This window comes from Spirosoma radiotolerans, assembly GCF_000974425.1.
In the GTDB taxonomy this organism is placed as follows: Bacteria; Bacteroidota; Bacteroidia; order Cytophagales; family Spirosomataceae; genus Spirosoma; species Spirosoma radiotolerans.
Genome location: NZ_CP010429.1, coordinates 1,547,332 through 1,572,088, shown reverse-complemented (window position 1 = coordinate 1,572,088; position 24,757 = coordinate 1,547,332). Strand labels below are relative to the sequence as shown.

Genomic DNA, 24,757 nt, shown 5'->3' with positions numbered 1-24,757 from the left:
ACACAGAAGCCTTGGGCTCTTTTGGGGTAGTAGTATTAAGCAAACTAATGATACTAGCCAGATGCCTTTTTTTTTCCTCATGATAATGAGGATACGGTCCCCTTTAAGAACATTATTGTGTTTATATCGTCTGAAAGGCCTTGTCAGGAGGAGAACATAACTAGTTTACCCGGACTAGCCCTCCAGGCTACTAAAGCGATTGACCCAACGTCAATGCTGTGTGAAGCGGGTGTACAAATAATCCGGAACTAAACGACCTGAAAACGGTTTATGTGCATGAAACAAGTTCAACTAATAAACTCATTTCAGTCATGGCAGCAGGAACACATGCCGTAGAAGCAACCGACGCGAACTTCAACGATCTTATAAATTCTGACAAACCTGTTTTAGTAGATTTCTGGGCCGAATGGTGTGGTCCTTGTAAAATGATCGGTCCTGTTGTTGAGCAACTGGCTGGTGAATACGAAGGAAAAGCCATCGTTGCCAAAATGGATGTGGATCAAAATGCTCAGGTTCCCGCTAAATTCGGTATCCGTAGCATTCCAACCCTGATGATTTTCAAAAACGGACAATTGGTCGACAAAGTTATTGGTGCCGTTCCCAAAAACGTGCTGGAGCAAAAGCTTCAGGGCGCTCTGGAACCAGCCACGATCTAATTAATCGTTCTTATTCATAAAAAAGGCGCTCCCAAAACTTGGGAGCGCCTTTTTTATGAATAAGTTTTTGGTTTACAGTTTGTGGTTGCGTATCCGTGGTCTGTGTTCTCCTCCGTGGTCCGTGAGGACACGGACCACGGAGGCAGTTTTCATCCGTCGTCTACGGTTTTTGGCTGCTGACGCGTCAGCAGCCAAAAACCACAAACTATTTTTTAGACCAGCATCCGCATTGGATCTTCAAGCAGTTGTTTGAATGTTTGCAGGAACGCCGAGCCCGTCGCACCATCCACAACGCGGTGGTCGCAGGAGAGCGTTACTTTCATCACGTTTGTTGGTTTGGGGATGTCTCCTTCAAACTTCACCGTTTGCTTGATGGCACCTACCGCCAGGATGCAGGAATCGGGTGGATTGATGATGGCCGTAAACTCCTCAATACCAAACATACCCAGGTTCGAGATTGAGAACGTGCTGCCTTCCCAATCCTTTGGCTGGAGTTTCTTTTCTTTGGCTTTTCCGGCCAGATCTTTTACCTCACCCGAAATGGTCGACAGTGTTTTCTGGTCAGCATTGCGAACAACGGGTACCAGAAGGCCCTCATCGACGGCGACGGCGACACCAATATTGACGTATTTATATTTGCGAATTTTATCGCCCAGCCAGGATGAATTCACATTCGGATGCTGTTTCAATGCCAGCGCAGCCGCTTTGATCACAAAGTCATTGAACGACACTTTAACCGGGCTAAGTCCGTTGACCGTACCCCGCAACTCCATCGCCTTGTCCATGTTGATTTCCATGGTCAGGTAGAAGTGAGGAGCTGTAAACAGACTCTCGCTCAACCGACGGGCAATCGTCTTGCGCATCTGGCTAACCGGCACATCCTCATACTCGCCAGCGGGTGCTGGTGCAGCCGGTGAAGGTGCTGGTGCAGCGGCAGGCGCTGCCTGTGTTGGGGCAGCCGGTTGTGGTGCGGGGGGCGCAGGCTGAGCAGCCGGTGCCGCCTTGGCCGTTCCGGGCACAAACGACTCGACATCGCTTTTCACAATGCGGCCTTCGGGGCCTGTACCCTGTACCTGAGCCAGGTTAATTCCTTTTTCTTCGGCAATCCGTTTGGCTAATGGGGAAGCTTTTACACGTCCGTTTGATTCGGCGTTATCACCTTCACCACCCGCATAGGATAAATCAGAATCAGCATTGGCCGGTAAGCTGGCTTGCGGATTTTGTTGAGCGGTTGCACTGCCACCTTCGCCCGTAGCAGCCGGAGCCGGAGTTGCACCACCATCCAGCAGTACTTTAAAATTCGCGCCTTTCTCACCAACAACAGCGATGATGTCATCGACAGCAACAGACGACCCTTCTTTTACGCCTATATATAATAACGTACCTTCCTCGTAGGCTTCAAGGTCCATGGTGGCTTTGTCGGTCTCAACTTCAGCCAGCACATCGCCCGATTTTACGGTATCGCCTTCTTTTTTATGCCAGGCGACGATGGTTCCTTCCGTCATGGTGTCGCTCATCTTGGGCATCCGGATGATCGACGCGTTGACGTTCTCGGCTGGAGCGGCCGAAACGGCTTTCGCATCCGGTAACGTCGACGTGGTTTCGGCACTGGAAGCGCCCGCAGGGGCCGGAGCGGGTTCTGGCTTTGGAGCAGCCGGGGCAGCAGCCTCCTGACTTCCTCCGCTCGTGCCGTTCAGCAGCGATTTATAATCCTCACCATCTGCACCGATTACGGCCAGAACGCCATCAACCGGTACTGATGCGCCTTTTTCAACACCGATATACAGCAATGTACCTTCATCATAGGCTTCGAGGTCCATGGTGGCTTTATCGGTTTCAACTTCGGCCAGTACATCGCCGGACTTTACTTTATCGCCCACTTTCTTGTGCCACTCTGCGATGACGCCTTCGGTCATCGTGTCGCTCATCTTGGGCATTCTGATTAATTCAGCCATAATTAGCTATGTGTATATCGGGTTATCTAGACCGGCCAAGCCACCGGAGCACCGGGCCACTAGACCGCCAGTGCGGTTGAGTCCCAAAATTAATGTAAAGCTGGTAAGATTGTATCTTTCTGAACAGGAAAATGGCAGAAGCCAGCGCCCAGCGATTGGATTGCTTTCGTCTCTCCTACTCTACCCACAATACGAGTCCCTTCAGATAGCCGCCTTCGGGGTGAAATAAACTAACGGGATGATCAGCGGGCTGGCTCAGATGATGCAGCACACGCACCTGCCGACCCGCTTCAATGGCAGCCGCCACAATCGTATTATAAAACAGCTCCCGGTCTACCACCTGCGAACACGAGAAGGTAAATAAAAGCCCTCCCTTGGCTACCCGACGCAATCCTTCGGCATTCAGCCGTTTGTAGCCCTGAACAGCCCGGTGCCGTGCCGACTGGCTTTTGGCATAAGCAGGCGGGTCCAATACGACAATATCATATTGGCCGTCATGATTTTTCAAGTAGTGCATAACGTCTTCGGCATACGCCTGATGTCGCTCATCGCCCTCTCCAAAATTGGCCGCTATGTTCTGATTGGTCAGGTCAATTGCTTTCTGGGAAACATCGACAGAATGCACCGCACGGGCACCCGCCTTGAGCGCATACACCGAAAACCCACCCGAATAACAAAAGGCGTTCAGTACATTTTTACCCTGAGCGTACTGAGCCAGCAACGCCCGGTTGTCGCGTTGATCGAGAAAAAATCCGGTTTTCTGGCCCGTAATCCAGTCGATCAGAAACGTATTGCCATTTTCGTTTACCGGGTGTGGCACGGGTGTCCGGCCAAAGAGGTAGCTATTGGTGACCGTAGCGCCGTATTCGTCGGGCAGGGTATCGGCACTTTTGTCGTATACGGCTTTCAGTTCATTGCCAAAAACGGCTTTCAGGGCTTCCGTAATAATTTCCCGTTCGCGGTGCATCCCAATGGAGTGGGCCTGAAATACGACGACACCATTATACATGTCAAGAATCAATCCCGTACAGCCGTCGCCCTCGCCATGAACCAGTCGATAGCAGTTTGTCTCACCCGTAACAATCACCTGTCGAATGCTCCGAATATGGGCTAATTTTTTTGTCCAGTAGGGCAAATCAGGCGATACCGGTCCACCAGCCGTTGCTCCAAACGAGAACACCCGCACGGCGATACTGCCGTCGTGGTAATGGCCCGTGGCCAGGTATTTTTGTTTACTGTCAAACACTTCCACCACATCACCATCGTTCAGATCACCTTCGTAACGGCTAATGGCTCGTGAGAACACCCAGGGGTGGAAACGCCGGAGAGCCTCATCGCGCCCGGCCTGCAGATATAATTTGGAAAACGTCATGCACAAAGGTAAAGAGCGAAAGAGCGAAAGAGTGAATGCTGATTTTTTTTGCTCTTTCGCTCTTTCACTCTTTCGCTCTTTTTTTTCCCCATCTTTACGTTTTATTCCCGCAAACTTTTACCAACAATGCAACGACGTAATTTTCTTAAACAGTCTGGCCTGTTAACGGCTGGTGCCCTTACCCTCAGCCAGACGAACCTGCTGGCCAACGCCCCAGCCAAACTGATTAGCCCGTTTGGTGTTCAATTGTACAGTGCTCGTGATGTGCTGCCTAAAGATCCGAAGGGTATCATGACGCAGTTGGCCAACATGGGCTACAAACAGTTCGAAAGCTTTAGTGGCGCACAGGGCTTTTTGTGGGGTCTGCAACCGAAAGAAATGAAGTCGTTTCTGGATGGCCTCGGCGTGAAAATGGTTAGTACGCACTTCAATTACCGGGGCCAGATGGACAAGCCGGACGAACTCAAGAAGAGTATCGAAATGGCTCACGATGCCGGGTTGACTTATTTGCTTTGCCCGTATATGGGTCCGCAAAAAACCTGGGATGAGTGGAAAAAAGTGGCCGACCAGTTCAATACCGTAGGCGAAGAAGTGAGCAAAGCGGGCCTGAAATTTGGTTACCACAACCACGACTATTCATTCCGCCCCCTCGACGGCAAACTCCCACAGGAATTCCTTCTCGATAACACGGATCCTAAAAAGGTCATGTTCGAACTGGATTTGTGCTGGATCGATGTGGCAGGCGTAAATACCACCGATCACCTCAAGAAGTACGGCAAACGGTATGAACTGTGTCATATAAAAGATTATACTGTACAGGCAGGCAAGCCTGTTCAGAATGACCTGGGCAAAGGCAATGTCGACTTCAAAAAGACGCTGCGTGTGGCTATGGACAGCGGCATCAAGTATTTCCTGGTTGAACAGGAAGAATACGCAGAGTCCCCCATGGTGAGCTTAAAGAACGACGCCGACTACATGAAGAAACTGGCCGTTTAGTATCCGAACCGCTCGGGCCACCCGAGCGGTTCATATTATTCCTCTCTCGCTGAAAACAGTCGTTTCAGCCAGCTTTTCTTTTCTTCAACCTCCTCCTTTTGCTCCTGATCGGTAAGCTGATACTTCGCTAAAGCCCGCAAATCCGGCTGACCGGCATCCACCCAGCAGGTGTACCAGAAATCGCCCACCATTTTTACCGACGCCCGCATCTGTCGTTCGACCTGGCCACTCAGCCGTTCGCTGTATTGCCGCGAGAAATCGGCCGAATACACTTTGGTGGTGATTCCATTTCGTTCTTCAAAACCGTATTTGCGCGTTTCGCCTAATTCTTCCGTAAGCTGCTTCTCGAAACGCAATACGGAATCCAATGCGGCATTGGCCTTGAACACGGCCCGCCAGGCGGCCTTTTGGGGCGACTCCACATACTCGGCCTGCCCGGTCAGGAAATCGTAGTCAGCACTAAATAATTCCGGCAGGCGCGACTCCCAAAATCCGTGTATTCCCTGCTGATTGGTCAACTGCCCGTTATAGTTTCGCGTCGTGTGCAGCGGTACATTCGCATCCGCAATATAATGACCTAGATCGGCCGCTACACGCAGAATCCGCCGAACATTGCGCTGTTTAAACGCTTCAGTTAACTGGTATTTCGTCAATTGAATCTGCCAGGGCACCAGTCCATGCAGGGCGAGCGTGTCATCTCCATATCGTCCTGTCGCGTCTTTGTAAAATCGGGGCAACGTTACAGCCGAGGTATCGACATAGGCATCAAGATCAATAAAATGGCGAGGAGCCTCCCCCACAACGGCATACCGGCGTTTGTCGGGGTTTACGGCATTATCGGCCAAAAAGCTACTGTACTTTTTGAAGAAAGGCATCATATCCACAGGCAGCGTAAACACCGCCAGTCGGTTAATCTGCTGATGAGCAAAAAAGCCCCACTTAGGGCGATGTTTAGCCGGATGCCGAGCCTGCTCTATTACCAAACCCAGCCTTTTAGATGCCTGGCTGTCTGTATAATCATATTTAATAGACCCAGCAACCCCTACGTTACCGAAAAAAATATTGACTAAACCTAACAACCAAATAAAACGTTTGTACATTTGACAAAACATGGTACTATTAAGCTAAATTGTTTAACTATTCAATTAAAGCACCATGTATTTCAAAATAAAATTTGGTCAAAATAACAAATCTCGAATAACATGAATGCCAAATCAAAGGGATATACCCTAATCGTTGTGTTGCTTTGCGCTTTTGCCTTAACAATCTATGGTGCTTACTCACCTGCCAGAAAAGCCCAAAAACAGCAAATTGTGTGTGTTAAATTCAAAAAAGGGGTTGAAAATGCAGCAGTTGAGCAGCATATGAACGGTTTTGCCTCGCTAAAACACGAAATTCCGCAGATCGTTGGTTACACGTCTGGTAAGACAATTTTACCAAATCAGGCGGTTTCAGACTATGACGTAGTCCATTACCTGACGTTTCAATCCGAAGCAGATATAAAAACTTTTGAGAATAGCGCGGCCTACAAACAATTCGTCAAACAGAATGAGGCTGTTTGGGAAAAAACGTTGACTGTCAACGCTGATATTCGTCAGTAAGGGGAAGTAAATCAAAGAATTTCAGGTGGAACAGTTGGTTGTTCCACCTGAAATTCTTATTTTTGCGCCCTCATATCGCGACAACGATCTCATTTTATATACCAATGGCAAATCACAAGTCATCAAAAAAAGCAATCCGGTCGAGTGCCAAGAAGCGTCTGTTGAACCGTTACCAGCACGTAACTACCCGGAATATGGTAAAGAAACTCCGTACAACAACTGACCATGCCATGGCTGTTGAATTGTACAAAGCCGTTTCGTCTGCCTTAGACAAACTCGCTAAGCGTAACATCATTCACAAGAATAAAGCCGCCAACAACAAGTCGAAACTGGCTCGTTTGGTCAATGGTCTGAAAGTCGCTCAGGCTTAATAAGCAGTTATTTGTTGTCGTGTTATAGTCAACAAGCCACCTGCAAAACAGACAATGCCCGTTTTTGCGGACGCTAAGTCATACGAAACCTTACCTTTTTGTGGGTAAGGTTTTTTTGTGCATTTTGTACACCAAACCAGCACCGTAACTGACTTAGTTTATGATTTATGAATCCTCCGGCACCATTCAAAGCTGGGCAGAAGAAGACCGTCCACGCGAAAAGCTCATGCTCAAGGGCAAAGCCGCTCTTTCGGAAGCCGAACTGATTGCTATCCTGATCAACGCCGGCACCGTCGATCTCACCGCCGTGGATGTAGCCCGGATTATCCTCAAAAGTGTCAATAACAACCTGAACGACCTGGCTAAACTAAGTATAAAAGATCTTTCCAAGTTTCGTGGAATTGGGGAAGCCAGAGCCATTACCATTATCGCTGCGCTCGAACTTGGCCGTCGGCGAAAAGAGCAGGATCGGCCCCAGCGGGCGAAGGTTACGTGTTCGCGCGATGCGTATAACGAGATGATTCCGCATCTGATCGACAAACCGCATGAGGAATTCTGGATTCTGCTGATGAACCGCGCCAATGAGATCATGCGGCCAGTCCTAATCAGTACGGGGGGCGTTTCGGGTACCGTTGCCGATCCTAAGTTGATTTTTAAACAGGCGATCGAGCACCTGGCATCGTCGATGATCTTATTCCATAATCACCCATCGGGCAACCTATTGCCTTCGCAGGCGGATAAAGATCTGACCAAAAAGCTGAAAGAAGCCGGGCGACTGTTGGATATTCCGGTTCTTGACCACCTGATTTTTACAGACAAAGCGTACTATAGCTTTGCAGATGAAGGTATATTATAGGTAACCCGGACTTACTTTAGGCGCAAGCCCTGTAACACGTCTGCCCGGCTGAGTTCGCGAACCTGGCCCGGCACCATACCCTCGGCCGTAAGGCTTTCGATAGCCCAGCGCACCAGTCGCAGCGTAGGAAAACCCACGGCGGCTGTCATTTTGCGTACTTGTCGGTTCTTTCCTTCATGGAGGGAAATGGATACCCAAGAGGTTGGAATGGCGGCCCGGTAGCGAATGGGCGGATTTCGTTCGGGCAGGTTCGGTTGGTTGATAACGACAGCCGTAGCGGGCAACGAATGATACGGCTTCCCATCTACCGAGATCGTAACTCCTTCGGATAACTGCTGGCAGGCAACCTCCGTCAACGCCCCGTCAACCTGCACATAATAAGTCCGGTTGTGCCGAAATTTCGGATTTAGTAGCTTATGGTTCAGTTGCTTATCATTTGTCAGCAATAACAACCCTTCGCTATCAGCATCGAGCCGCCCGACCGGATACACGTCGGTTGGGAAATCAAAATTCAGATCGGCCAGCGTCGGCTTATCTCCTTCCCGGCTAAACTGGGAAAGCATAAGATAGGGTTTGTAAATGAGGAAGTACATTGTTTAAAGAGCGAAAGAATGAATGAGTGAATGAGCAATAGTAGCCTTTCCGCTCTTTCACTCATTCATTCTTTCGCTCATTGACAACCACACGGGGCAATGATCGGCGTGAACGGCGTCGGGCAGCATGGTGCAGTCTATAATTTGGTCGCGCAGGCTATCGGTTAGAGATGCATAATCGATACGCCAGCCTTTGTTACTGGTCCGGGCACCGGCCCGGTAACTCCACCAGCTATACGCTACCTCACCGGGGTGTTTGTACCGGAATCCATCGGTCATACCGCTACCAAACCAGGCATCCATCCAGGCACGTTCTTCGGGCAGAAAACCGGTTGTGTACTTGTTCCGAACCGGATCGTGAATGTCGATGGCGGTGTGTGCGATATTATAGTCGCCGACGACAATCAGCTTCGGCCTTTCTTGACGAAGCTTCTGCACATACTCATAGAAATCGCGCAGAAATTCCATTTTAATGCCCTGCCTGACCTCTCCGGTTGTACCGGATGGAAAGTAACAATTGAGCAGCGTCAGGTCACCGAAATCCGTTCGGAGGATACGACCTTCGCAATCGTAGACCGGCAAACCGCAACCCAAAACGACGTTGGTCGGCGCTATTTTCGAAAACGTTGCGACACCCGAGTAGCCTTTTTTCTCGGCCGCATGCCAATGGTATTGGTAACCCAACTGCTCAAAAACAGATAAGTCGACCACATCGGCTGTTGCTTTAACTTCCTGAAAGCAAAGGATATCGAATTGATGCTCAGCCAGCCAGTCGATTAATCCGTTGCGAATAGCCGCGCGAATGCCGTTTATGTTATAGGAAATGAGTTGCATGTAAAAATGGGAAAAGGAGGACGGTTACTCGGGTGAGCTACCCTGCTTTTTTACCTCCTCAATGATCTCGTCGATCATCAGAATATCGTTTAAATCCTTCGTACGACGGGCCAGTACTTTGGTTTCCCGCAGGTCATTAATGTGCAGGAAATAAATTACCTGGCCGCCTTTGGTCGTAAATGCTTTTGCCCGTTTTCGGCATGCATAACAAGCTAAGTTATAATGCACGCTTGTCAATACATCCATAGGTATATCGTAAATTCAGTATCCCTCATTCCCTGAACATCCTCTTCGTCATAACCAAATGCACAAAGTGCCTTGATGAAACGGTCTCTATTTTCGTTGCTGGGTTCAAGCCAAAGATCAGCATCCTGAGTAAACCGTACGGCCCCATTGAGGATCATAGCTAAACCATCAATAAGAATGTACTCTAGTTTGTTAGCATCAGCAGCCACGACGAAGTCCAAGAACTCCGAATTTTCTACATCCATGGTGGCCTCGTTAGTGTGATACGTTTAGGCAATTTTGGCGGTTCACCCATTAAGCCAAAATACATTTTACGTAGCTTGATGAACACCCGCCACCGCTCTTCGGGCGTCATGGCAACCTGCTCCCGTATCTGATCTTTATGGGGGCCATTCAGGTCCGTATAGAATGTAATCCGCCGTTTCTTTTCCATACCGTATAGTTATAGACAATGCATACGACCAACGTAACTGATCGTATGCATTGTCCATTCACTTACAAATTTCCGGGCACCAACTCGTCTTTCGTTGTTTGTACCCGCTTCTTGTCCGTAAACAACAGCACAAACACGATCAGGACGGCAGCCGCAATACCCGCCGGAACAAGCCAGACCGATAGCCAGTCTTTGGTACCGTCGGGCCGGGTATACATGTCCAGCACCATACCCGACAGCTTGGAACCAATGCCCATGCCAATGCCGTAGGTAGCGAGTGAAATCAATCCCTGCGCCGACGATTTTATCTTTTCACCCGCTTTGTTGTCGGTATAAATCTGGCCCGTTACGAAGAAGAAATCGTAGCAAACGCCATGCAGAACGATGGCTAAATAAAGCATCCATTCGCCAGCACCACCATCGCCATAACCAAAACAGATAAACCGCACAATCCAGGCGACCAGTCCGACAACCAGCATTTTTTTAACCCCCAGCCGTGTGTAGGCCAGCGGAATAAGCAGCATAAATATGACTTCGGATGCCTGCCCCAATGACATTTTATTTTCAACGTTCAGCATACCGCCATCTGTGAGCGACGGGTTTGCCATGGCATAATAAAATGACAGCGGAATGCAGATCAGCACCGACGACAGGAAGAAAATGGCGAACGACCGATCCTTGAAAAGTCTGAACGCATCCAGCCCGAGAATCTGTGAAACCGATGTTGACGTGGTGGCTTTGGGTGGTGTATTGGGCAGAAAAAACGCAAAAATACCCAGCGCTGCGGCCGAATACATGGATAGCTGAAAGATGGTTACCTTGTCGCCGAAACCGTAAAAGCCCACAATGTTGGTCACAATAATCCAGGCAACCGTACCCAGCACCCGAATACCGGGAAACTCTTTTTCAGGACTGGACATCTGCTGCATGGCAATGGACGACGTCAGCGCCAGCGTTGGCGCAAAGGTGATGCAATACGCCAGAATGAGGTAGAAAAAGTTATCAGGATTTGTATTCTGTGTGATAAAATAAAGGACCACGGCACCAAGCAGATTCAGCACGCCGAGTACTTTTTGAGCCGCGAAGTAGCGGTCAGCAATCATCCCAACAAAGAACGGAGCAATGATCATAGCCAGCGAAAAAGCGGCATAAGCATTACCAACCTGATCGCCCGTGGCATGAAGTTGAGTTAGAAGGTACTTACTCATTTGACCGTACCAGGAACCCCAGACAAAAAACTGGAGGAACATCATGATAGAAAGCTTGACGCGGGTCGTTGACAGCATCGTAAAGTATATAGTTAAGTTTTAAGCTGATGAAGGTAACGAACACCTGTCAGCCCTGCAAGCCAATCAGGCCCGAAAGTTGCCAATTGACCGGAAATGAATTTTACAATTGTCAACTATGCTGGTACTTGCCAACGTTTTATAGGCAGGTTCTGTATCTTTACAAACTATCTGACTCATCTTTTACATGAAAAAGCAACTCATTACTCTTATGGCCCTGGTGGCCATTCCAGCTTTATCTTTTGCCCAGACTGCCGCCGAAGTAATCGACAAAAACATTGCCGCATTAGGCGGAGCCGACAAATTAGCCGCGGTCAAAACGCTTCAATATGACCAGAGTATGAATATAATGGGTATGGATATGAGCGCGAAAAGTGCTGTTATCGTTGGCCAATCCTACCGTAATGATATTTCTGTCATGGGTCAGCAAATTACGCAGGCTATCGATGGTGATAAAGGATGGACAATCAATCCTATGCAGGGAGGTAGCACATCCCCACAAGCTTTACCTGAAGATCAGGTAAAAATAATGAAAGGAAATACGTCGGTTATGGGCGCTGACTTATATACGGCAAAGGATAAAAAATACCCGGTCGAATTAGTTGGTAAGGAAAAACAAGGCGAAAAGGATGTGTTCAACCTGAAAGTAACAAGACCTGAAGGTGTAGCCAATTATTATGTCGACGCGACTACTTATCAACTGAACAGCATGAAAACTATGGTTAATGCGCAAGGACAATCGGGCGAAGTAAGCGTTAAATACAGTGGTTATAAAACCCTCGACGGATTAACTGTTCCCACAGCCTTAGAACTCAATAGCCCCGCCATGCCGGGTCCTGTAACCATGACGTTATCCAACATGGTGTTCAATTCTAAAATTGACCCAACAATTTTCGCTATGCCCAAATAACGGAGCATCGCTTTTCTAACGCAGGTTTTGCCTGCCTTATTAAAAGAGACGACTAATCGTCTCTTTTTTTATGCCGATTATTCATTTGCATTTCAATAATTTAACCGTAGTAAATAGCGATATTTGAGAATTATACAATCTGATTCTTATGCAAAATACCTCTTTACTGAAAATCACTTGTGGAACGCTCGCTCTGCTGTTTGGCGGGGTAGCCGCGCATGCTCAATCGACTCCGGCACTCAGTGGCTTTGCGCCTGCCCGTCAGGCGGCCCAGGCTAAGCTCGAAACCGAGTTCAAAGCCAAACAATCATCGGCCGCCTTTAAAAACCACCTCGAAAAACTCAGCAGCGTACCCCACCTGACCGGTTCGGTTGAGAATGAACACGTCCGTGACTACATTGCCGAAACCATGCGCAAGGCGGGCTGGCAGGTAGATATTTATCCGCATGATGTGCTGCTGCCAAAAGGTCCTGGTGAAATAGCCGTTGAGTTGGTCGAACCGATTCGCCAACCCCTGAACATCCGGGAATTTCTCTTTAAAGAAGATAAATATAGCAGCGACCCCCGCCTGACTCCCGGCTACAATGCCTGGTCGGGCTCGGGCGATGCCACTGCCGAGGTCGTTTACGCCAACTATGGGCGGAAGGAAGATTTCGAGCAACTGAAAGCCATGGGCATTTCGGTAAAGGGAAAGATTGTATTGGCTCGCTATGGCGGCAATTTCCGGGGCTATAAAGCGCAGTTTGCGCAGGCAGACGGGGCAGTGGGCGTCATCATTTTTACGGACCCTGCCGATAGCGGCTACATGCGTGGCCTTACTTTTCCCGAAGGTCCGTACTACAGCGAAAGTGTGATTCAGCGGGGTTCTTTATTGACAACACCTTATACCGGCGACCCACTCACACCCGGCGAAGCGGCCCTGCCCATGGATGCCAAGAATACGCCTAAACGGCTCGATCAGAACGCCGTAGGTCTGCACAAAATCCCGGTGACGCCCCTGCCTTATGGCTCAGCTACCGAAATTCTGAAGCGGATGGCGGGCGTACGACCCGTTCCGGCGGGCTGGCAGGGCGGTCTGCCCTACACCTACCGCTTGGAAGGTGGCCCTGCCCTGAAAGTGCGATTGATGGTGAAACAGGAAAAAACGATTCAACGAATTTATCAGGTGGTGGGAACGCTAACAGGTTCTGAATTCCCGGACGAGTGGATCATTGCCGGTTGCCACTATGACGCCTGGTCGTATGGCGCTACGGACCCCAATTCAGGTACGGCTATGCTATTGAGCATGACTGAAACAATGGGCAAACTGGCCAAAGCCGGACAGCGGCCCCGGCGTACCATTAAAGTATGCCACTGGGATGCCGAAGAGCCGGGTGTGATCGGTTCGGCGGAGTGGAGCGAGCAGTTTCGAGACGAACTGTCGCAGAAGGCCGTTGCCTATATGAATTACGATGCGGCCGTGTCGGGACGGACGTTTGGCGCGAGTGCATCGCCCTCCATGAAAAAGCTCATCATTGAAGCCACGCAGTCTGTTCAATACCCTGATTCAAATAAGACGGTTTACCAGCACTGGATGGGCCACAAAGCCGCCGGAAATCCTACACGCGTCACGGGATCATCGGCTCCGGCGCTGGTAGCAGGCGAGCCCACCATTGGTAACCTGGGTGGCGGCTCCGACCACATTGCGCCATACATGCACATTGGTATTCCGTCGTTGAGTGCGGGCATGGAGGGACCAACGTTATATCATTCGCAGTACGACGATTTGTATTTCTATGACAAGTTTGCCGATCCGACGTATAAAATGGGACCGATGATGGAACAGGTTGTCGGAACCATGACCATGCGGTTAGCCAATGCCGACCTGGTTCCCTATGACCTGGCCCGCTACCCGACCGATCTGGCCGTTCACCTGAAAGCGGCAGAAAAAGCCATTCAGGCCTATGCGCCGACCTACTCGATTAATCCGCTACTGAATGCTGTTGCCGACCTGAAAAAGAATGCCGACGCCTGTGAACTGGCCCGGCAGAATTACCTGAAAAGCGGTCGTACGGATAAACTTGTGGAATTGAACAAAGAATTACGTCTGCTGGAGCGGTCGTTCATTGATCCAAAAGGCAACGCCTTTGGGGGTTGGTACAAATCGCTTTATGCATCGTCGGACCCGAACAGTGGCTATGCTTCGTGGATGCTGCCGGGCCTGCTTTATGAAGCATCCTTGAAATCGACGGCGAACCTGCCCGATCTGGAAGTTCGCTATAAGAAAGCGATTCAAACACTGAGCGATAAGTTGCTCGTTATTTCACAGGGGCTGGGAGGTGGAAACGCCCCCGCTGCGATTGGGAGCGGCAATAAGTAAGGGTATGTAGTTTACGGTTTGTGCGGTTCTCCGCCGGGATTTACGGTTGCTGGTGCACGATAGGAATCCGTGGCCCGTGTCCTCACGGGCCACGGACACTCAACCGTACACTACAAACCGTAAACCGGTTTACACCGCTTTCGCCGTTGGTTTGGCGTGTTCGGGTTTAAGGACTACAACATCGCGCACAACGCCCCCTGAATTGATCTTCTCGACCATCTTATCCAACAAAGGCGTGGCCCAATTGGGGATATACTTGTCCGTTGTCTCGATCATTACTTTCGGAAAATCATACAGCGCCCGGCCCAGTCCAAACTGAACGGCACAGCGTTTCATGGCATCACTGATGCCGCCTTTGACGGGTTCAACGCTGGTGCGGCTGGCCCCGTCCGTTTTCCGGACAATCTCGCCACCCGGCAAAATGGCCGTGATGGTGCACAAAAATCCACCTTCGATTTCCTTGATTTCATTCTGCCAGCCTGCCCAGCCAAACTGGTCGTCGAACCGCTGCATCACGCAGCGATTGGTAATGTACGGCACGACGATGATCTTCTGGCCATCTTTGGTTTGGCTTTGCACGCGCCATTCAATTTCCTGTACCGTTAGTGGAGCAGTTAATGCTTTCAGTTCCATTAGTTGTTCGTTGTTTACTTGGGTTTACTTACTCCGCCATTTTCAGCAGTTCATTCAGCTTCAATAAGGCTTCGATGGGTGTCAGGCGATTTACGTCGATGGTGCGTAGTTTTTCCTTAATTGCTTCGGATTTCGGATCGCCGGACTCGATGATACGCAGGGCCAGTTCGCGTTCCTGAGGCACGGCTTCCCGAATTTTTTCCCGGTTGTTCTCCCGATGGTGCGATGACTCCAACTGCTTCAGAATTTCATTGGCCCGGCTAACGATCTGAGCGGGCATACCGGCCATCTGGGCTACGTGAATGCCAAAGCTATGTTCTGAGCCGCCTTCTTTTAGCTTACGCAAAAAGATCACTTTGTTACCCAGCTCCTTCACCGAGACGTTGTAATTTTTGATCCGTGGGTTGTCCGTTGCCAGGTCGTTTAGTTCGTGGTAATGGGTGGCAAACAGTGTTTTCGGTCGACAATCTGTTTTGTTATGCAGGTATTCGGTAATGGACCAGGCAATCGAAACGCCGTCATACGTGCTCGTACCACGTCCGATTTCGTCCATCAGAATCAGGCTTCGTTCGCTCAGGTTGTTAAGAATACTGGCCGTTTCAGTCATTTCGACCATAAACGTACTTTCACCCCGCGAGAGGTTATCCGACGCCCCTACCCGCGTAAAAATCTTGTCGACCAGCCCCAGTTCGGCTACCGATGCAGGCACAAAACTACCCGACTGGGCCATCAGGACAATCAGCGCCGTTTGGCGCAACAGCGCCGACTTTCCGGCCATATTGGGCCCGGTAATGATGATAATCTGCTGGGTTTCGTCGTCCAGATAAATATCATTGGGAATATACGGCTCGCCGGGGGGCAATTGTTGCTCAATGACCGGGTGCCTTCCGTCTTTGATATTCAGCACTTTACTTTCGTTGATCGACGGTCGGACGTATTTATTTTTAACCGCAACCCGGCCAAACGAAGCCAGCACATCCAGCACCGACAGCACCCGGGCATTTTGCTGAATGGCCCCTACGTACTCACCGGCCGCAATCACCATGTCGTTGAACATCCGGGCTTCGATCTGGAAGATCTGCTCCTCGGCGTTCAGAATTTTATCTTCGTATTCTTTGAGTTCCGGGGTGATGTAACGCTCTGCATTCACCAGCGTCTGTTTCCGAATCCAATCGTCAGGGACGCGGTTTTTGTGCGCATGGGTCACCTCCAGGTAATACCCGAACACTTTGTTATACGCTATTTTGAGCGAGCTTATGCCCGTCCGCTGCACTTCGCGCTCCTGCAATTGCAGCAGGTAATCTTTTCCCGAATAGGCAATCGCGGTTAGTTCATCCAGCTCCGCATTGATTCCCGGCTTGATCATGCCGCCCTGGTTGGCGAGTGTCGGTGGATCTTCGCGCAGTTCCGTTTCAATACGGTCGAGCAGGAACGAAACCGGATTCAACTGATCCGCATACTTTTTAAGGGATCCTGCGTGAAGGCCAGGCGATTCATGCTGGCTCAGCGCCGTAATCAATAACTCTTTGATGGGCAGCACATGCTGCAACGACCGTTTCAGTTGCAGCAGCTCACGCGGGCTGATACGCCGTACGGCCACCTTCGAGACCAGACGCTCCAGATCGCCGATTTGCCGCAAGTGGTTTACCATCGTATCGGCCAGGTCGATGTCGTTGACGAGGAGTTCAACCATATTGAGTCGTTCGTCGATCAGGGCTTTCTCCTTGAGTGGCAGGTTGAGCCACTTGCGCAGCAGTCGAGCGCCCATCGGCGTAACCGTCTGGTCGAGAATCTGAATCAATGGAATGCCTCCCTCCTGCTGGGCGGTCGTCAGTTCGAGGTTGCGGATGGTGAAGCGATCCAGCCAAACATACCGGTCTTCTTCGAGCCGGGTTACGCGGGTTATGTGCTGAAGGTCCTTGTGCTCTGTTTCGTTCAGGTAGTGCAGAATGACACCAGCGGCAATGATCCCGTCGGGCAACCCATCAATACCAAATCCTTTGAGAGAGGTCGTCTGAAAATGCTGCTTCAGAAAGTTGTACCCGAAGTCATACGTAAACGCCCAGTCTTCGAGCGTATAGGTGTGAAATTTATCGCCAAACAGGGAGCCGAACTCCTGCCGATTACGCTTGCAATAGAGCACCTCCGACGGATTGAAGCTTTGCAACAGTTTATCGACATAAGCCGCATTTCCCTGCGATGCCAAAAATTCGCCGGTTGAAATATCCAGAAAAGAGATACCAAACTGATCATCCGGATTACCGGCACTGCCCTTGCCAAAATGGACCGCAGCCAGGTAATTATTACGCCGGGTATCGAGCACATTGTCGTTGAATGAAACACCGGGCGTTACCAGTTCGGTAACCCCGCGCCGAACGATTCCTTTTGCCACCGACGGGTCTTCCAGTTGGTCACAAATGGCAACCCGCTCGCCCGCCCGAACGAGTTTAGGCAGGTGGGTATCGAGAGAGTGATGGGGAAAGCCAGCCAGTTCTTCATTCGATCCGCCGTTGTTTCGTTTGGTCAGGGTGATGCCCAGAATCTTGCTGGCCCGAACGGCATCTTCGCCGAAGGTTTCGTAGAAATCACCGACACGGAAAAGCAGCAGCGCGCCGGGATATTTGGCTTTAATCTGGTTGTATTGTCGGTTGAGGGGCGTTTCGTTTTTCTTGACTTGTGGCTTTGCTGCGGTGGCTGATTTCACTGATTTTCGTTGGATTGTCGTTAACAAAAATAGTGATTTTTCAGGGGAAAAACGAGACCAAAAGCAAAGAGACGGAACAATTATCTTAGCCTAATTATTGATATAGCCCGCGTTTACCCATTTCAATACGAAGCCGTACACAACAGCATTTTAGTTATCCACACCTCGTAGTAATGCTAAAAATTCCTGAAGACTGATAACGGTTAATGAAGGAAAACTGATTCTCTCAAGAATGGCGTAATCCTTGTCATTACTGACAAGATAATCGGCATTGACACCAATAGCTAAATCCGAAAATTTATTATCATCCGGGTCACTTTCAATGAGCTCCCACCGGTAGAATGGTTCGGCAAAAACGATGTTCGGGGCTACAGTTAATGTGTGCAGGACAAGATGGGCCGTCAGCTCAGAGTACGTCAAGCTAAGGATCTCCTCATACTCCAGTAAAATTTCTGTACTGACATACCAGGTAAATAACCCTTCTTCAAAAGAGCGATAAAGGTCATAGAAAGGACTCTTCGGGGGAATAGAAGCCCGTAGGCAGTTCGTATCAATAACAACCCGCATCAACTCTTTTTGCGGGTTACGGGGAAGTCGTCATCAACCAGCATCCGATGAAAGTCATCTTCGGTATACCCTTTTTCCTCTACTGCACGATTTACCTCTTCCGTGAGTTGACTGGAAAAATGATTCATTAGCAAGCGACGAATCTCTAATGTCTGCTGCTGATTCAATCCTTGATCGAATAAACGCAGCAAGCTGATTTGTAAGTCAGTCAACTTACCAGCATGGGCATTTTCGGATACCATAGTTCAGCTAATTATAGATCTCTACTCCCAAAACTAACTATTTTCGAGCTTCTTCCGTTCTTTACAACTTAGTTTCCATTTAACTACACCTAATGCCTCTCCGCAAACTCGCTCTTGACGAACTCAACCGGCTATCGGTTTCTGATTTCAAAGACGTTGAAAAATTTCCGTACTGCCTGATCTTAGATGACATCCGTAGCCTGAACAATGTAGGCTCGGTCTTTCGTACGGCCGATGCCTTTCGGGCTCAGAAACTTTACCTGGGTGGCATCACCGGGCAGCCGCCCCACCGCGATATTACCAAGACAGCGCTTGGCGCTACAGAGTCGGTTGCCTGGCAACACGTGCCCGATGTCATTACGCTTGTTAAACAACTCCAGGCCAACGGTTGGCTGGTAGCCGCTGTGGAGCAGGCTGAAGGCAGTACGTCACTGGCCGATTTTGTCCCTGAGTCAAACAAACCCTATGCGTTTGTGTTGGGTAATGAGGTAACGGGCGTTCGGGAGGAGATCATTCAACTGGCGGATCTGGTGCTCGAAATTCCCCAGTATGGCACCAAGCATTCGCTGAATATTGCTGTCACAGCCGGGATTATTTGCTGGGACTTTCTCCAGAAAATGTAACAAAAACTTAACATTAGACTTTTGATTGTCACTAAAAAACCGTATTTATTTGTAAATTTTTTTCTTTCAAGTCAAATGGCAAACAAAACGGCAAAAACCAAACACAAATCGCTGGCATCCGATATCGCCAGTTCGATTCAAACCAAGCTCAGCGAAGCGGGTGAGGCTACAAAAAAAATGAAAAAATCCATCGAGAAATCGGCGGATAAACTAGCCAAAAAATTAGCTAAACTGATGCAGAAGGCCGAAAAGAAGGTGGCTAAGCCAGTGAAGTCGAGCGAAAAGAAATTAAAAAAAGAAGCGTCTAAAGCGAAGAAAAACGCCCAAAAAGCCGAGAAAAACGCTAAACGTACCGCCAAGAAAGCCGTTGCACTCGTTTCTGAAGCGGTTGACACCGCGACAAAAGCACCAGCGCCGAAAACAACTTCCCGCCCAGCACGCACCCAATCAACGGCCGCAAAACCAGCCGCCCCAAAAACGACCCGCCCAGCAGCCGCTAAAGCGACCAATCCTGTTGCGGCACCCGTAGCAACCCCGGAAGAAAACGCCTAGTACCATTCAGTACAATCACTATTTATTGAGTGCCCGCTTTTCGCGGGCATTTTTGTTGTAGCCTATTATTTTTATAGGCATCTTAGTGTGACATTTACAATGAGACCTCGTCTACTATAGGCTATATCTGCTTATGATACTAGTCCTTACTTAATCCCGAACAGACGATTAATCTAATTTAAGACGGCTTTATGCCTTACCGTTCAACTGCCGTTCCTCTATCAATATTCGCTTTTGTGTTGATACTCACAGCTGGCTGTGGGTTTAGAAGCTGGCTGTCGCTGTCAACAACCGACCCTACAGGCAATCCATCATCTGAATGGCTCATCCTGTTTGCCCTGGCTTTAGCTTTGCAAACACTGGCAGGCTATGGGCTATGGTGGTGGCTGCGCCGACGGCAGCGATCCGTGGTACAAACAGAAGTTCTGCATTCAATTGTCCACGAATTCCAGACACCCATTACGGCCATTCGAATGGCCGCCGATATTCTGGATTCTCCTATTGCCCGTAATCAGCCTGAACGAACTGAAAAATACGTCCGCATCATTCGGGAGGAAACAGAGCGGCTGCAACACCAGGTTGAAACGATGCTGACTCTGGCTCGCGCTGACCGCAACACGCTAACGCTTAACCTGGAGCCCATTCAACTCCATCAACTGCTTCACTCAGTAGCCGAACGACATGGTGAATACCTGACGCTGAGGCTGCTCGACGCAGACTCGCACATTCTGGCCGACCGGCTTCATTTAACAAATGTGCTGTACAATCTGCTCGATAACGCCGTAAAATACAGTTCGGATCAGCCTCGCATCATGATTCGGACCCGAGCCGATCAGGATGGCCTGACCATCGCCGTCCGCGATGAAGGCGTTGGAATTCCAGCCAAATTAATTTCTCAGATTTTTCAGCCTTTTTTTCGGGTTCATGACCGCAGCCAGGCGAGTGTCAAAGGCTTCGGATTAGGACTCAGTTATGTGCAGCGAATCGTTCAGTCGCATAACTGGACCGTATGGGTAAAAAGTGAACAGGGAAAAGGTAGTGAGTTTATCATTCAAATTCCGCCACCCTCTATTTTACCTCCCACTTCTGGCTAAAATCTGACAAGGCCAACAGCCACCTGATTACAGGCCTGTTAAAAGACAACGGGCAGCCATCATTCGATGGCTGCCCGTTGTCTTTTAAACGGTGTAGGTTATTTGGCGCTTATGCCTACAGGGGCTTTTGTCACTTTCATAATGCCATTCATCATCCGCCAGTGGCCGGGAAATGTGCATACGAATGGGTAATCACCAGGCGTAGCGGGCGCGGTGAATTTCAGCCGGTACGTTTGGTCCGGGTTCACCAACGGCGTGGCCGCAATGATCTGCGCTATCGAGGGCACATAGTTCTTTTCAGCACCATCTTTGGCCGTAATCAGTTTGTCGGCAGCGGCTCCAATAATCTCCATGCTCTTTTGTTTGCCAATGACCAGATTATGCTGCATGGCATCGGGATTTTCCAATACGATCTCAACTTGTTTACCGGCTGTCACGGTAAACTCTTTCTTGTCAAAGCGCATTTCTTCCCGAACCGTTTTCATCCGAACGACTTCTACATTGGGATCGGTGGGTTCGGTTTTGGCCAAGCCCCATACTTCATATAGGCGGGCTAGCCGTTCGCGGTTATCGGTCGATACGGTATTCGTCAGGCTAGCCAGAAATGTCTTATCCGCATCCCGGACTTGAGCCGTCTGCTTCATGTTCCAACCCTCCAAAACCCCTTTCATAATGGCTTCGCCCTGAATAGACCCCAGTTTTTGGCTTTGCCGCAGCAAGGCAACAATCGAGTCGACAGGCGCTACGGACGCATAGCTGCGCGTGGCCCGCTCCAGCGCATAAGCACTCAGGCTTTGCGGGGCACGGTAAACGAGCGTATGGGTCGCGTTGTTGTTCTGTTCGTTGCTTTCGGCAATGGCGTTTTCCCGGTCGAGCATAACGGAGATCGTGTAGTCACCGGGGCGCTCAAACAGTACGCCCATGTCGCCAACCCAGGGGCCGTTATTCGACTTGCTGATGGTTACCGTTTCACCGGGTTTGATGCCGGTATCGTGCGTCACACTCACAAAGTTGATCTTGGCACCTTCCAGATTACCCTTTGGGCCTTCAATTCGGACAGACATCGGAATAACGGTCCCGGCCGGAATGGCCACGCCCCCAGCGTTGGTAACGTCCACAAAAATACGGGCTCCCTCCCGAACCGAAGGCGACTCGGGTGTTGTCCGAATGGCCGCTACCACCAGGTCGGGCTGATTACCAGCGGGCGTTACGGTGGCTCTCTGCTCGGGCGCGCTAGGACCGTGCCCCTTGGTCGAATGACTGCTCATGTCGTGGGCAGGTTTCGGCTGAGAAGGCGCGCTCATGGCTAGTTGCCCCATGTATTTTTTCAGAAGTTGCCCATTCTGCCCCGTCAAAGCACAGGCGAAGGCGTCGGGCAACCAACGATCATTGGTTTCGGTGGCTTTATCGAGACGGGCAAGAATTGCTTTTTCCGTGGCGTCACTTTGCGGAGATTCCGACAGAGCCAGCACCGTATTCAGTACAACCAGCGGTTCCTTATCATTCAGCAAATCTGCGCTTAGCAACGTGCCAGCGGTTTCCTGTGTGTGTGGCAATACCTGAATGGCCGTTTTACGAACGCCAGCATCCTGATGTTTTAGGGCGCCCATAGCAGCCTGCGTCGCGGCACTGTTCGATCCATCCAGAGCACCCAACCCCTGCAAGGTCCACAAGGCATGAATGGCGGCCGGATTGATGCCAATTTCATCCACAGATTGATCATTCACCAGTGCAATGAGTTGGGGCACTACGTCTTTATTGTTCCGGTCAATCAGCAAACGTTGCGCCGTTGTCCGCCAGAACATATTTGTGTTTTTCAGCGCAGCTACCAGTTCCGCCGGGCGGTCTTTGCTCAAGGCCATTGGCGTATAAGCGGGTGCATTTTTGTACCCGACACGATAAATTCGACCATGCGTAAAATCACGAAGGGGCGTATCATACGCATTACCCGAACCGTTGGTAGCCCCTTTAGGCGTTGGGTTGTGCTGAATGATGAAACTGTACCAGTCAACGACCCAGACGGCCCCATCGGGACCAACTTCGGCAAACACCGGTGCAAACCACTCATCGGCCCCCGCTACCAGGTTGAAGCCTTCCGCATCTTCGAAATTAGTACCCGTTTTCTGCATCACGTTCTGGTGCAGAATGTGGCCCGTTGGTTCAGCGACGAAGGCAATTTTGTTCCAGTACTTTTTCGGGAAGGCGCGGGCCGTATAAAAATTATGCCCCGCAGCCGCCGTGAAGCCACCAAAGACATCCACCTGCCGAACCTTTTCGGTAATGGGCTTCATGTCCTTGTGGGTATCCGTGCTACGGCTGCCATTTTCGCGAATGTGGGCGGCACCGTGGTAATACCGATTAGGAATGGCCATGTACCAGCCGTGCGAGTTGTTGGCGGTTGACCCGAAAATATCGCCCGTTTCCGAGAAACCCAGCCCCCAGGTATTGTTCGATGTGCTGGTTACGTATTCAAGTTTAGATCCGTCGGGTTTGAAGCGAAAAAATCCCTGCGAGAACTTCACGCTGTCGGCACCCACCTTTCCCTTAAAGCCCGAATACCCCACGCTTCCCCAAATCCAGTTGTCGAACCCATAATGCAAATTGCTCGGTCCAGCATGGGTATCGAACGTACCAAAACCCGTAAAAACGATCTTCTTCACATCAGCCTTGTCGTCGCCGTTTGTATCCTGTAAGAACAGCATATGCGGTGCCTGCGACACATAGAGGCCGCCGTTGCCAAAAGCCATCCCGGTTGGAATGCTCAGCCCTTCGGCAAAATTGGTGAACTTGTCGGCCTTGCCGTCTTTGTCGGTGTCTTCGCAAATAACGATGTAATCGGAGCCACCTTCGGGCTTGCGCTCATTGGGATAATCTTTCGTAATCAGCGCATAAAGCCGTCCGCGTTCATCCCAGGCCATGGCTATGGGGTGCATCACATTTGGCTCGTGGGCAAACAAATCGAGCGTAAAATCCACGGGCACCTGAAGGTGCTTCATGGACTCTTCCGGCGAAAGAGGTTTTTGTTCCAGCTGTGGACCAGGGCGTTTTTCGTAGTTCGGTAGCTGCGCTTCCGTATACGCGAAAGGTTGAGGCTTCAGGTCGTCGTGCCGCTTTTTCACGTCGTCGCCGACTGCCCACAAAATACCCCGCTCCAGCAGTTGCTGAAATCCGGGCTGGCTCCAGGTGCGTTCGTCATGCCCATAAGCAGTGTAGAATACCCGCCCTTTACCATACTGCCGTGTCCAGGTGTAAGGTTCTTCCTTGACATTAGGTTTATCTGATGCCTGATCAGCTTTAATATCCCGAACGGCCAGCACGTTGTTGTCGGCTTGCAAATGGCTGTGCAGATACGTTTCGTCGTACGCTTTAAACGAAGGCAGACCTGCTACAATTGGGTTGTTAGGCTGCGTAAAATGGGTTTGAATGGTGTCCATTTTGTGGCGCCAGAACTGCCCGCCCACAACTTTATCGACGTATTCGGTTGAATTTCGGAAACAGTACGACGCACAGTGAACGGGAATAAGCCCTTTTCCCGAGGCTACATAGTCGAGCAACGCTTTTTCCTGTGGCTTTCCGATGCTGTCCCAATTGGCAAAAATCAGCAGGCCGTCATATTTATTGAGGTTGTCGGCGTTCAGGTCTTCCAGTTTATCCGTATACGTAATGTTAATGCCCTTGTTGCCCAGCGCGGCCATTAATTGCGGCACCCGCTCAATGGGCCGGTGGTGCCCGTTATCGCCCAGAAACAGGATTTCCGTCCGGCGCGGCTTCAGGGATTCCTGCCGACTAGCGGTTTGTGTCGCCGTTTGGCGGGCACATTGGGCAAGAACCAGTACTACCCCAATTGCTGTGAGTATCTTTTTCATAACTTTTA

General features: G+C 50.1%; 24 protein-coding genes. 10 read left to right on the top strand and 14 right to left on the bottom strand.

Annotated features, from left to right (window positions below):
• The first annotated feature begins 311 nt into the window (after positions 1–311).
• Complete coding sequence (gene trxA, locus SD10_RS06115) at positions 312–656, top strand: thioredoxin (protein WP_046376147.1); 345 nt, start codon at positions 312–314, stop codon at positions 654–656.
• Between the two features lie 212 nt (positions 657–868).
• Here trxA and SD10_RS06110 read toward each other — a convergent pair whose 3' ends face one another.
• Together SD10_RS06110 and SD10_RS06105 are read right to left on the bottom strand one after the other, a co-directional pair.
• A complete protein-coding gene (locus SD10_RS06110) occupies positions 869–2,611 on the bottom strand; it encodes a pyruvate dehydrogenase complex dihydrolipoamide acetyltransferase (protein WP_046376146.1) in 1,743 nt (580 codons plus the stop codon).
• A gap of 175 nt (positions 2,612–2,786) precedes the next feature.
• The gene (locus tag SD10_RS06105) at positions 2,787–3,983 is read right to left on the bottom strand and encodes a class I SAM-dependent rRNA methyltransferase (protein WP_046376145.1); all 1,197 of its coding nucleotides are present in this window, start codon (positions 3,981–3,983) and stop codon (positions 2,787–2,789) included.
• Positions 3,984–4,109: 126 nt separating this feature from the next.
• Between SD10_RS06105 and SD10_RS06100 the strand changes: the two genes are divergently transcribed.
• A complete protein-coding gene (locus tag SD10_RS06100; RefSeq protein WP_046376144.1) occupies positions 4,110–4,979 on the top strand; it encodes a sugar phosphate isomerase/epimerase family protein in 870 nt (289 codons plus the stop codon).
• A gap of 35 nt (positions 4,980–5,014) precedes the next feature.
• Here the strand turns inward: SD10_RS06100 and SD10_RS06095 are convergent, their stop codons facing one another.
• Positions 5,015–6,079: a zinc dependent phospholipase C family protein gene (locus SD10_RS06095; protein WP_394330463.1), complete on the bottom strand. Its 1,065-nt coding sequence runs from the start codon at positions 6,077–6,079 to the stop codon at positions 5,015–5,017.
• Positions 6,080–6,181: 102 nt separating this feature from the next.
• On the opposite strand from SD10_RS06095, the gene SD10_RS06090 reads away from it, so the two are divergent.
• From SD10_RS06090 to radC, 3 genes are all read left to right on the top strand, one after another.
• Positions 6,182–6,580, top strand: a complete 399-nt coding sequence (locus SD10_RS06090; RefSeq protein ID WP_046376142.1) for a Dabb family protein — start codon at positions 6,182–6,184, stop codon at positions 6,578–6,580.
• A gap of 104 nt (positions 6,581–6,684) precedes the next feature.
• Complete coding sequence (rpsT, locus tag SD10_RS06085) at positions 6,685–6,951, top strand: 30S ribosomal protein S20 (RefSeq protein WP_046376141.1); 267 nt, start codon at positions 6,685–6,687, stop codon at positions 6,949–6,951.
• Between the two features lie 160 nt (positions 6,952–7,111).
• Positions 7,112–7,807: a RadC family protein gene (gene radC / locus SD10_RS06080; protein ID WP_046376140.1), complete on the top strand. Its 696-nt coding sequence runs from the start codon at positions 7,112–7,114 to the stop codon at positions 7,805–7,807.
• A gap of 11 nt (positions 7,808–7,818) precedes the next feature.
• Here the strand turns inward: radC and SD10_RS06075 are convergent, their stop codons facing one another.
• The 6 genes from SD10_RS06075 to SD10_RS06055 form a co-directional block, all read right to left on the bottom strand.
• Positions 7,819–8,400: a pseudouridine synthase gene (locus SD10_RS06075; RefSeq protein ID WP_046376139.1), complete on the bottom strand. Its 582-nt coding sequence runs from the start codon at positions 8,398–8,400 to the stop codon at positions 7,819–7,821.
• Positions 8,401–8,457: 57 nt separating this feature from the next.
• Entirely contained in the window at positions 8,458–9,234 is a 777-nt protein-coding gene (locus tag SD10_RS06070; RefSeq protein WP_046376138.1) for an exodeoxyribonuclease III, read from the bottom strand.
• A 24-nt stretch (positions 9,235–9,258) separates the two neighbouring features.
• The gene (locus SD10_RS29970) at positions 9,259–9,480 is read right to left on the bottom strand and encodes a hypothetical protein (protein WP_227699159.1); all 222 of its coding nucleotides are present in this window, start codon (positions 9,478–9,480) and stop codon (positions 9,259–9,261) included.
• Positions 9,468–9,725, bottom strand: a complete 258-nt coding sequence (locus SD10_RS29965; protein ID WP_227699158.1) for a hypothetical protein — start codon at positions 9,723–9,725, stop codon at positions 9,468–9,470. The genes SD10_RS29970 and SD10_RS29965 overlap by 13 nt, the downstream gene beginning before the upstream one ends.
• Complete coding sequence (locus SD10_RS06060; RefSeq protein ID WP_046376137.1) at positions 9,716–9,913, bottom strand: hypothetical protein; 198 nt, start codon at positions 9,911–9,913, stop codon at positions 9,716–9,718. Before SD10_RS06060 ends, SD10_RS29965 begins: the two co-directional genes overlap by 10 nt.
• 62 nt (positions 9,914–9,975) lie before the next feature.
• Entirely contained in the window at positions 9,976–11,199 is a 1,224-nt protein-coding gene (locus SD10_RS06055) for a nucleoside permease (protein ID WP_046376136.1), read from the bottom strand.
• A 187-nt stretch (positions 11,200–11,386) separates the two neighbouring features.
• On the opposite strand from SD10_RS06055, the gene SD10_RS06050 reads away from it, so the two are divergent.
• Both SD10_RS06050 and SD10_RS06045 read left to right on the top strand, forming a co-directional pair.
• Complete coding sequence (locus SD10_RS06050) at positions 11,387–12,109, top strand: DUF4292 domain-containing protein (RefSeq protein WP_046376135.1); 723 nt, start codon at positions 11,387–11,389, stop codon at positions 12,107–12,109.
• A 148-nt stretch (positions 12,110–12,257) separates the two neighbouring features.
• Complete coding sequence (locus SD10_RS06045; RefSeq protein WP_052731089.1) at positions 12,258–14,468, top strand: M28 family peptidase; 2,211 nt, start codon at positions 12,258–12,260, stop codon at positions 14,466–14,468.
• Positions 14,469–14,597: 129 nt separating this feature from the next.
• Here the strand turns inward: SD10_RS06045 and SD10_RS06040 are convergent, their stop codons facing one another.
• From SD10_RS06040 to SD10_RS06025, 4 genes are all read right to left on the bottom strand, one after another.
• Positions 14,598–15,101 (bottom strand): Rad52/Rad22 family DNA repair protein, encoded by a 504-nt coding sequence (locus SD10_RS06040; protein WP_046376134.1) that lies wholly within the window; start codon positions 15,099–15,101, stop codon positions 14,598–14,600.
• Between the two features lie 28 nt (positions 15,102–15,129).
• A complete protein-coding gene (gene mutS / locus SD10_RS06035) occupies positions 15,130–17,805 on the bottom strand; it encodes a DNA mismatch repair protein MutS (RefSeq protein ID WP_046376133.1) in 2,676 nt (891 codons plus the stop codon).
• Positions 17,806–17,955: 150 nt separating this feature from the next.
• A complete protein-coding gene (locus SD10_RS06030; protein ID WP_046376132.1) occupies positions 17,956–18,372 on the bottom strand; it encodes a putative toxin-antitoxin system toxin component, PIN family in 417 nt (138 codons plus the stop codon).
• On the bottom strand, positions 18,372–18,614 hold the full coding sequence (locus SD10_RS06025) for a hypothetical protein (protein WP_046376131.1): 243 nt from the start codon (positions 18,612–18,614) through the stop codon (positions 18,372–18,374). The genes SD10_RS06030 and SD10_RS06025 overlap by 1 nt, the downstream gene beginning before the upstream one ends.
• A 92-nt stretch (positions 18,615–18,706) precedes the next feature.
• On the opposite strand from SD10_RS06025, the gene SD10_RS06020 reads away from it, so the two are divergent.
• The 3 genes from SD10_RS06020 to SD10_RS06010 all read left to right on the top strand — a co-directional run bounded on the left by SD10_RS06020 (position 18,707) and on the right by SD10_RS06010 (position 20,883).
• On the top strand, positions 18,707–19,237 hold the full coding sequence (locus tag SD10_RS06020) for an RNA methyltransferase (RefSeq protein ID WP_046376130.1): 531 nt from the start codon (positions 18,707–18,709) through the stop codon (positions 19,235–19,237).
• A 75-nt stretch (positions 19,238–19,312) separates the two neighbouring features.
• On the top strand, positions 19,313–19,789 hold the full coding sequence (locus tag SD10_RS06015; RefSeq protein ID WP_046376129.1) for a hypothetical protein: 477 nt from the start codon (positions 19,313–19,315) through the stop codon (positions 19,787–19,789).
• A gap of 236 nt (positions 19,790–20,025) precedes the next feature.
• Entirely contained in the window at positions 20,026–20,883 is an 858-nt protein-coding gene (locus SD10_RS06010; RefSeq protein ID WP_227699157.1) for a sensor histidine kinase, read from the top strand.
• 98 nt (positions 20,884–20,981) lie between these two features.
• Here SD10_RS06010 and SD10_RS06005 read toward each other — a convergent pair whose 3' ends face one another.
• Positions 20,982–24,749 carry a PVC-type heme-binding CxxCH protein gene (locus SD10_RS06005; RefSeq protein ID WP_046376127.1) on the bottom strand — a complete coding sequence of 1,256 codons (3,768 nt, stop codon included), beginning with the start codon at positions 24,747–24,749 and terminating at the stop codon, positions 20,982–20,984.
• Positions 24,750–24,757: the final 8 nt, after the last annotated feature.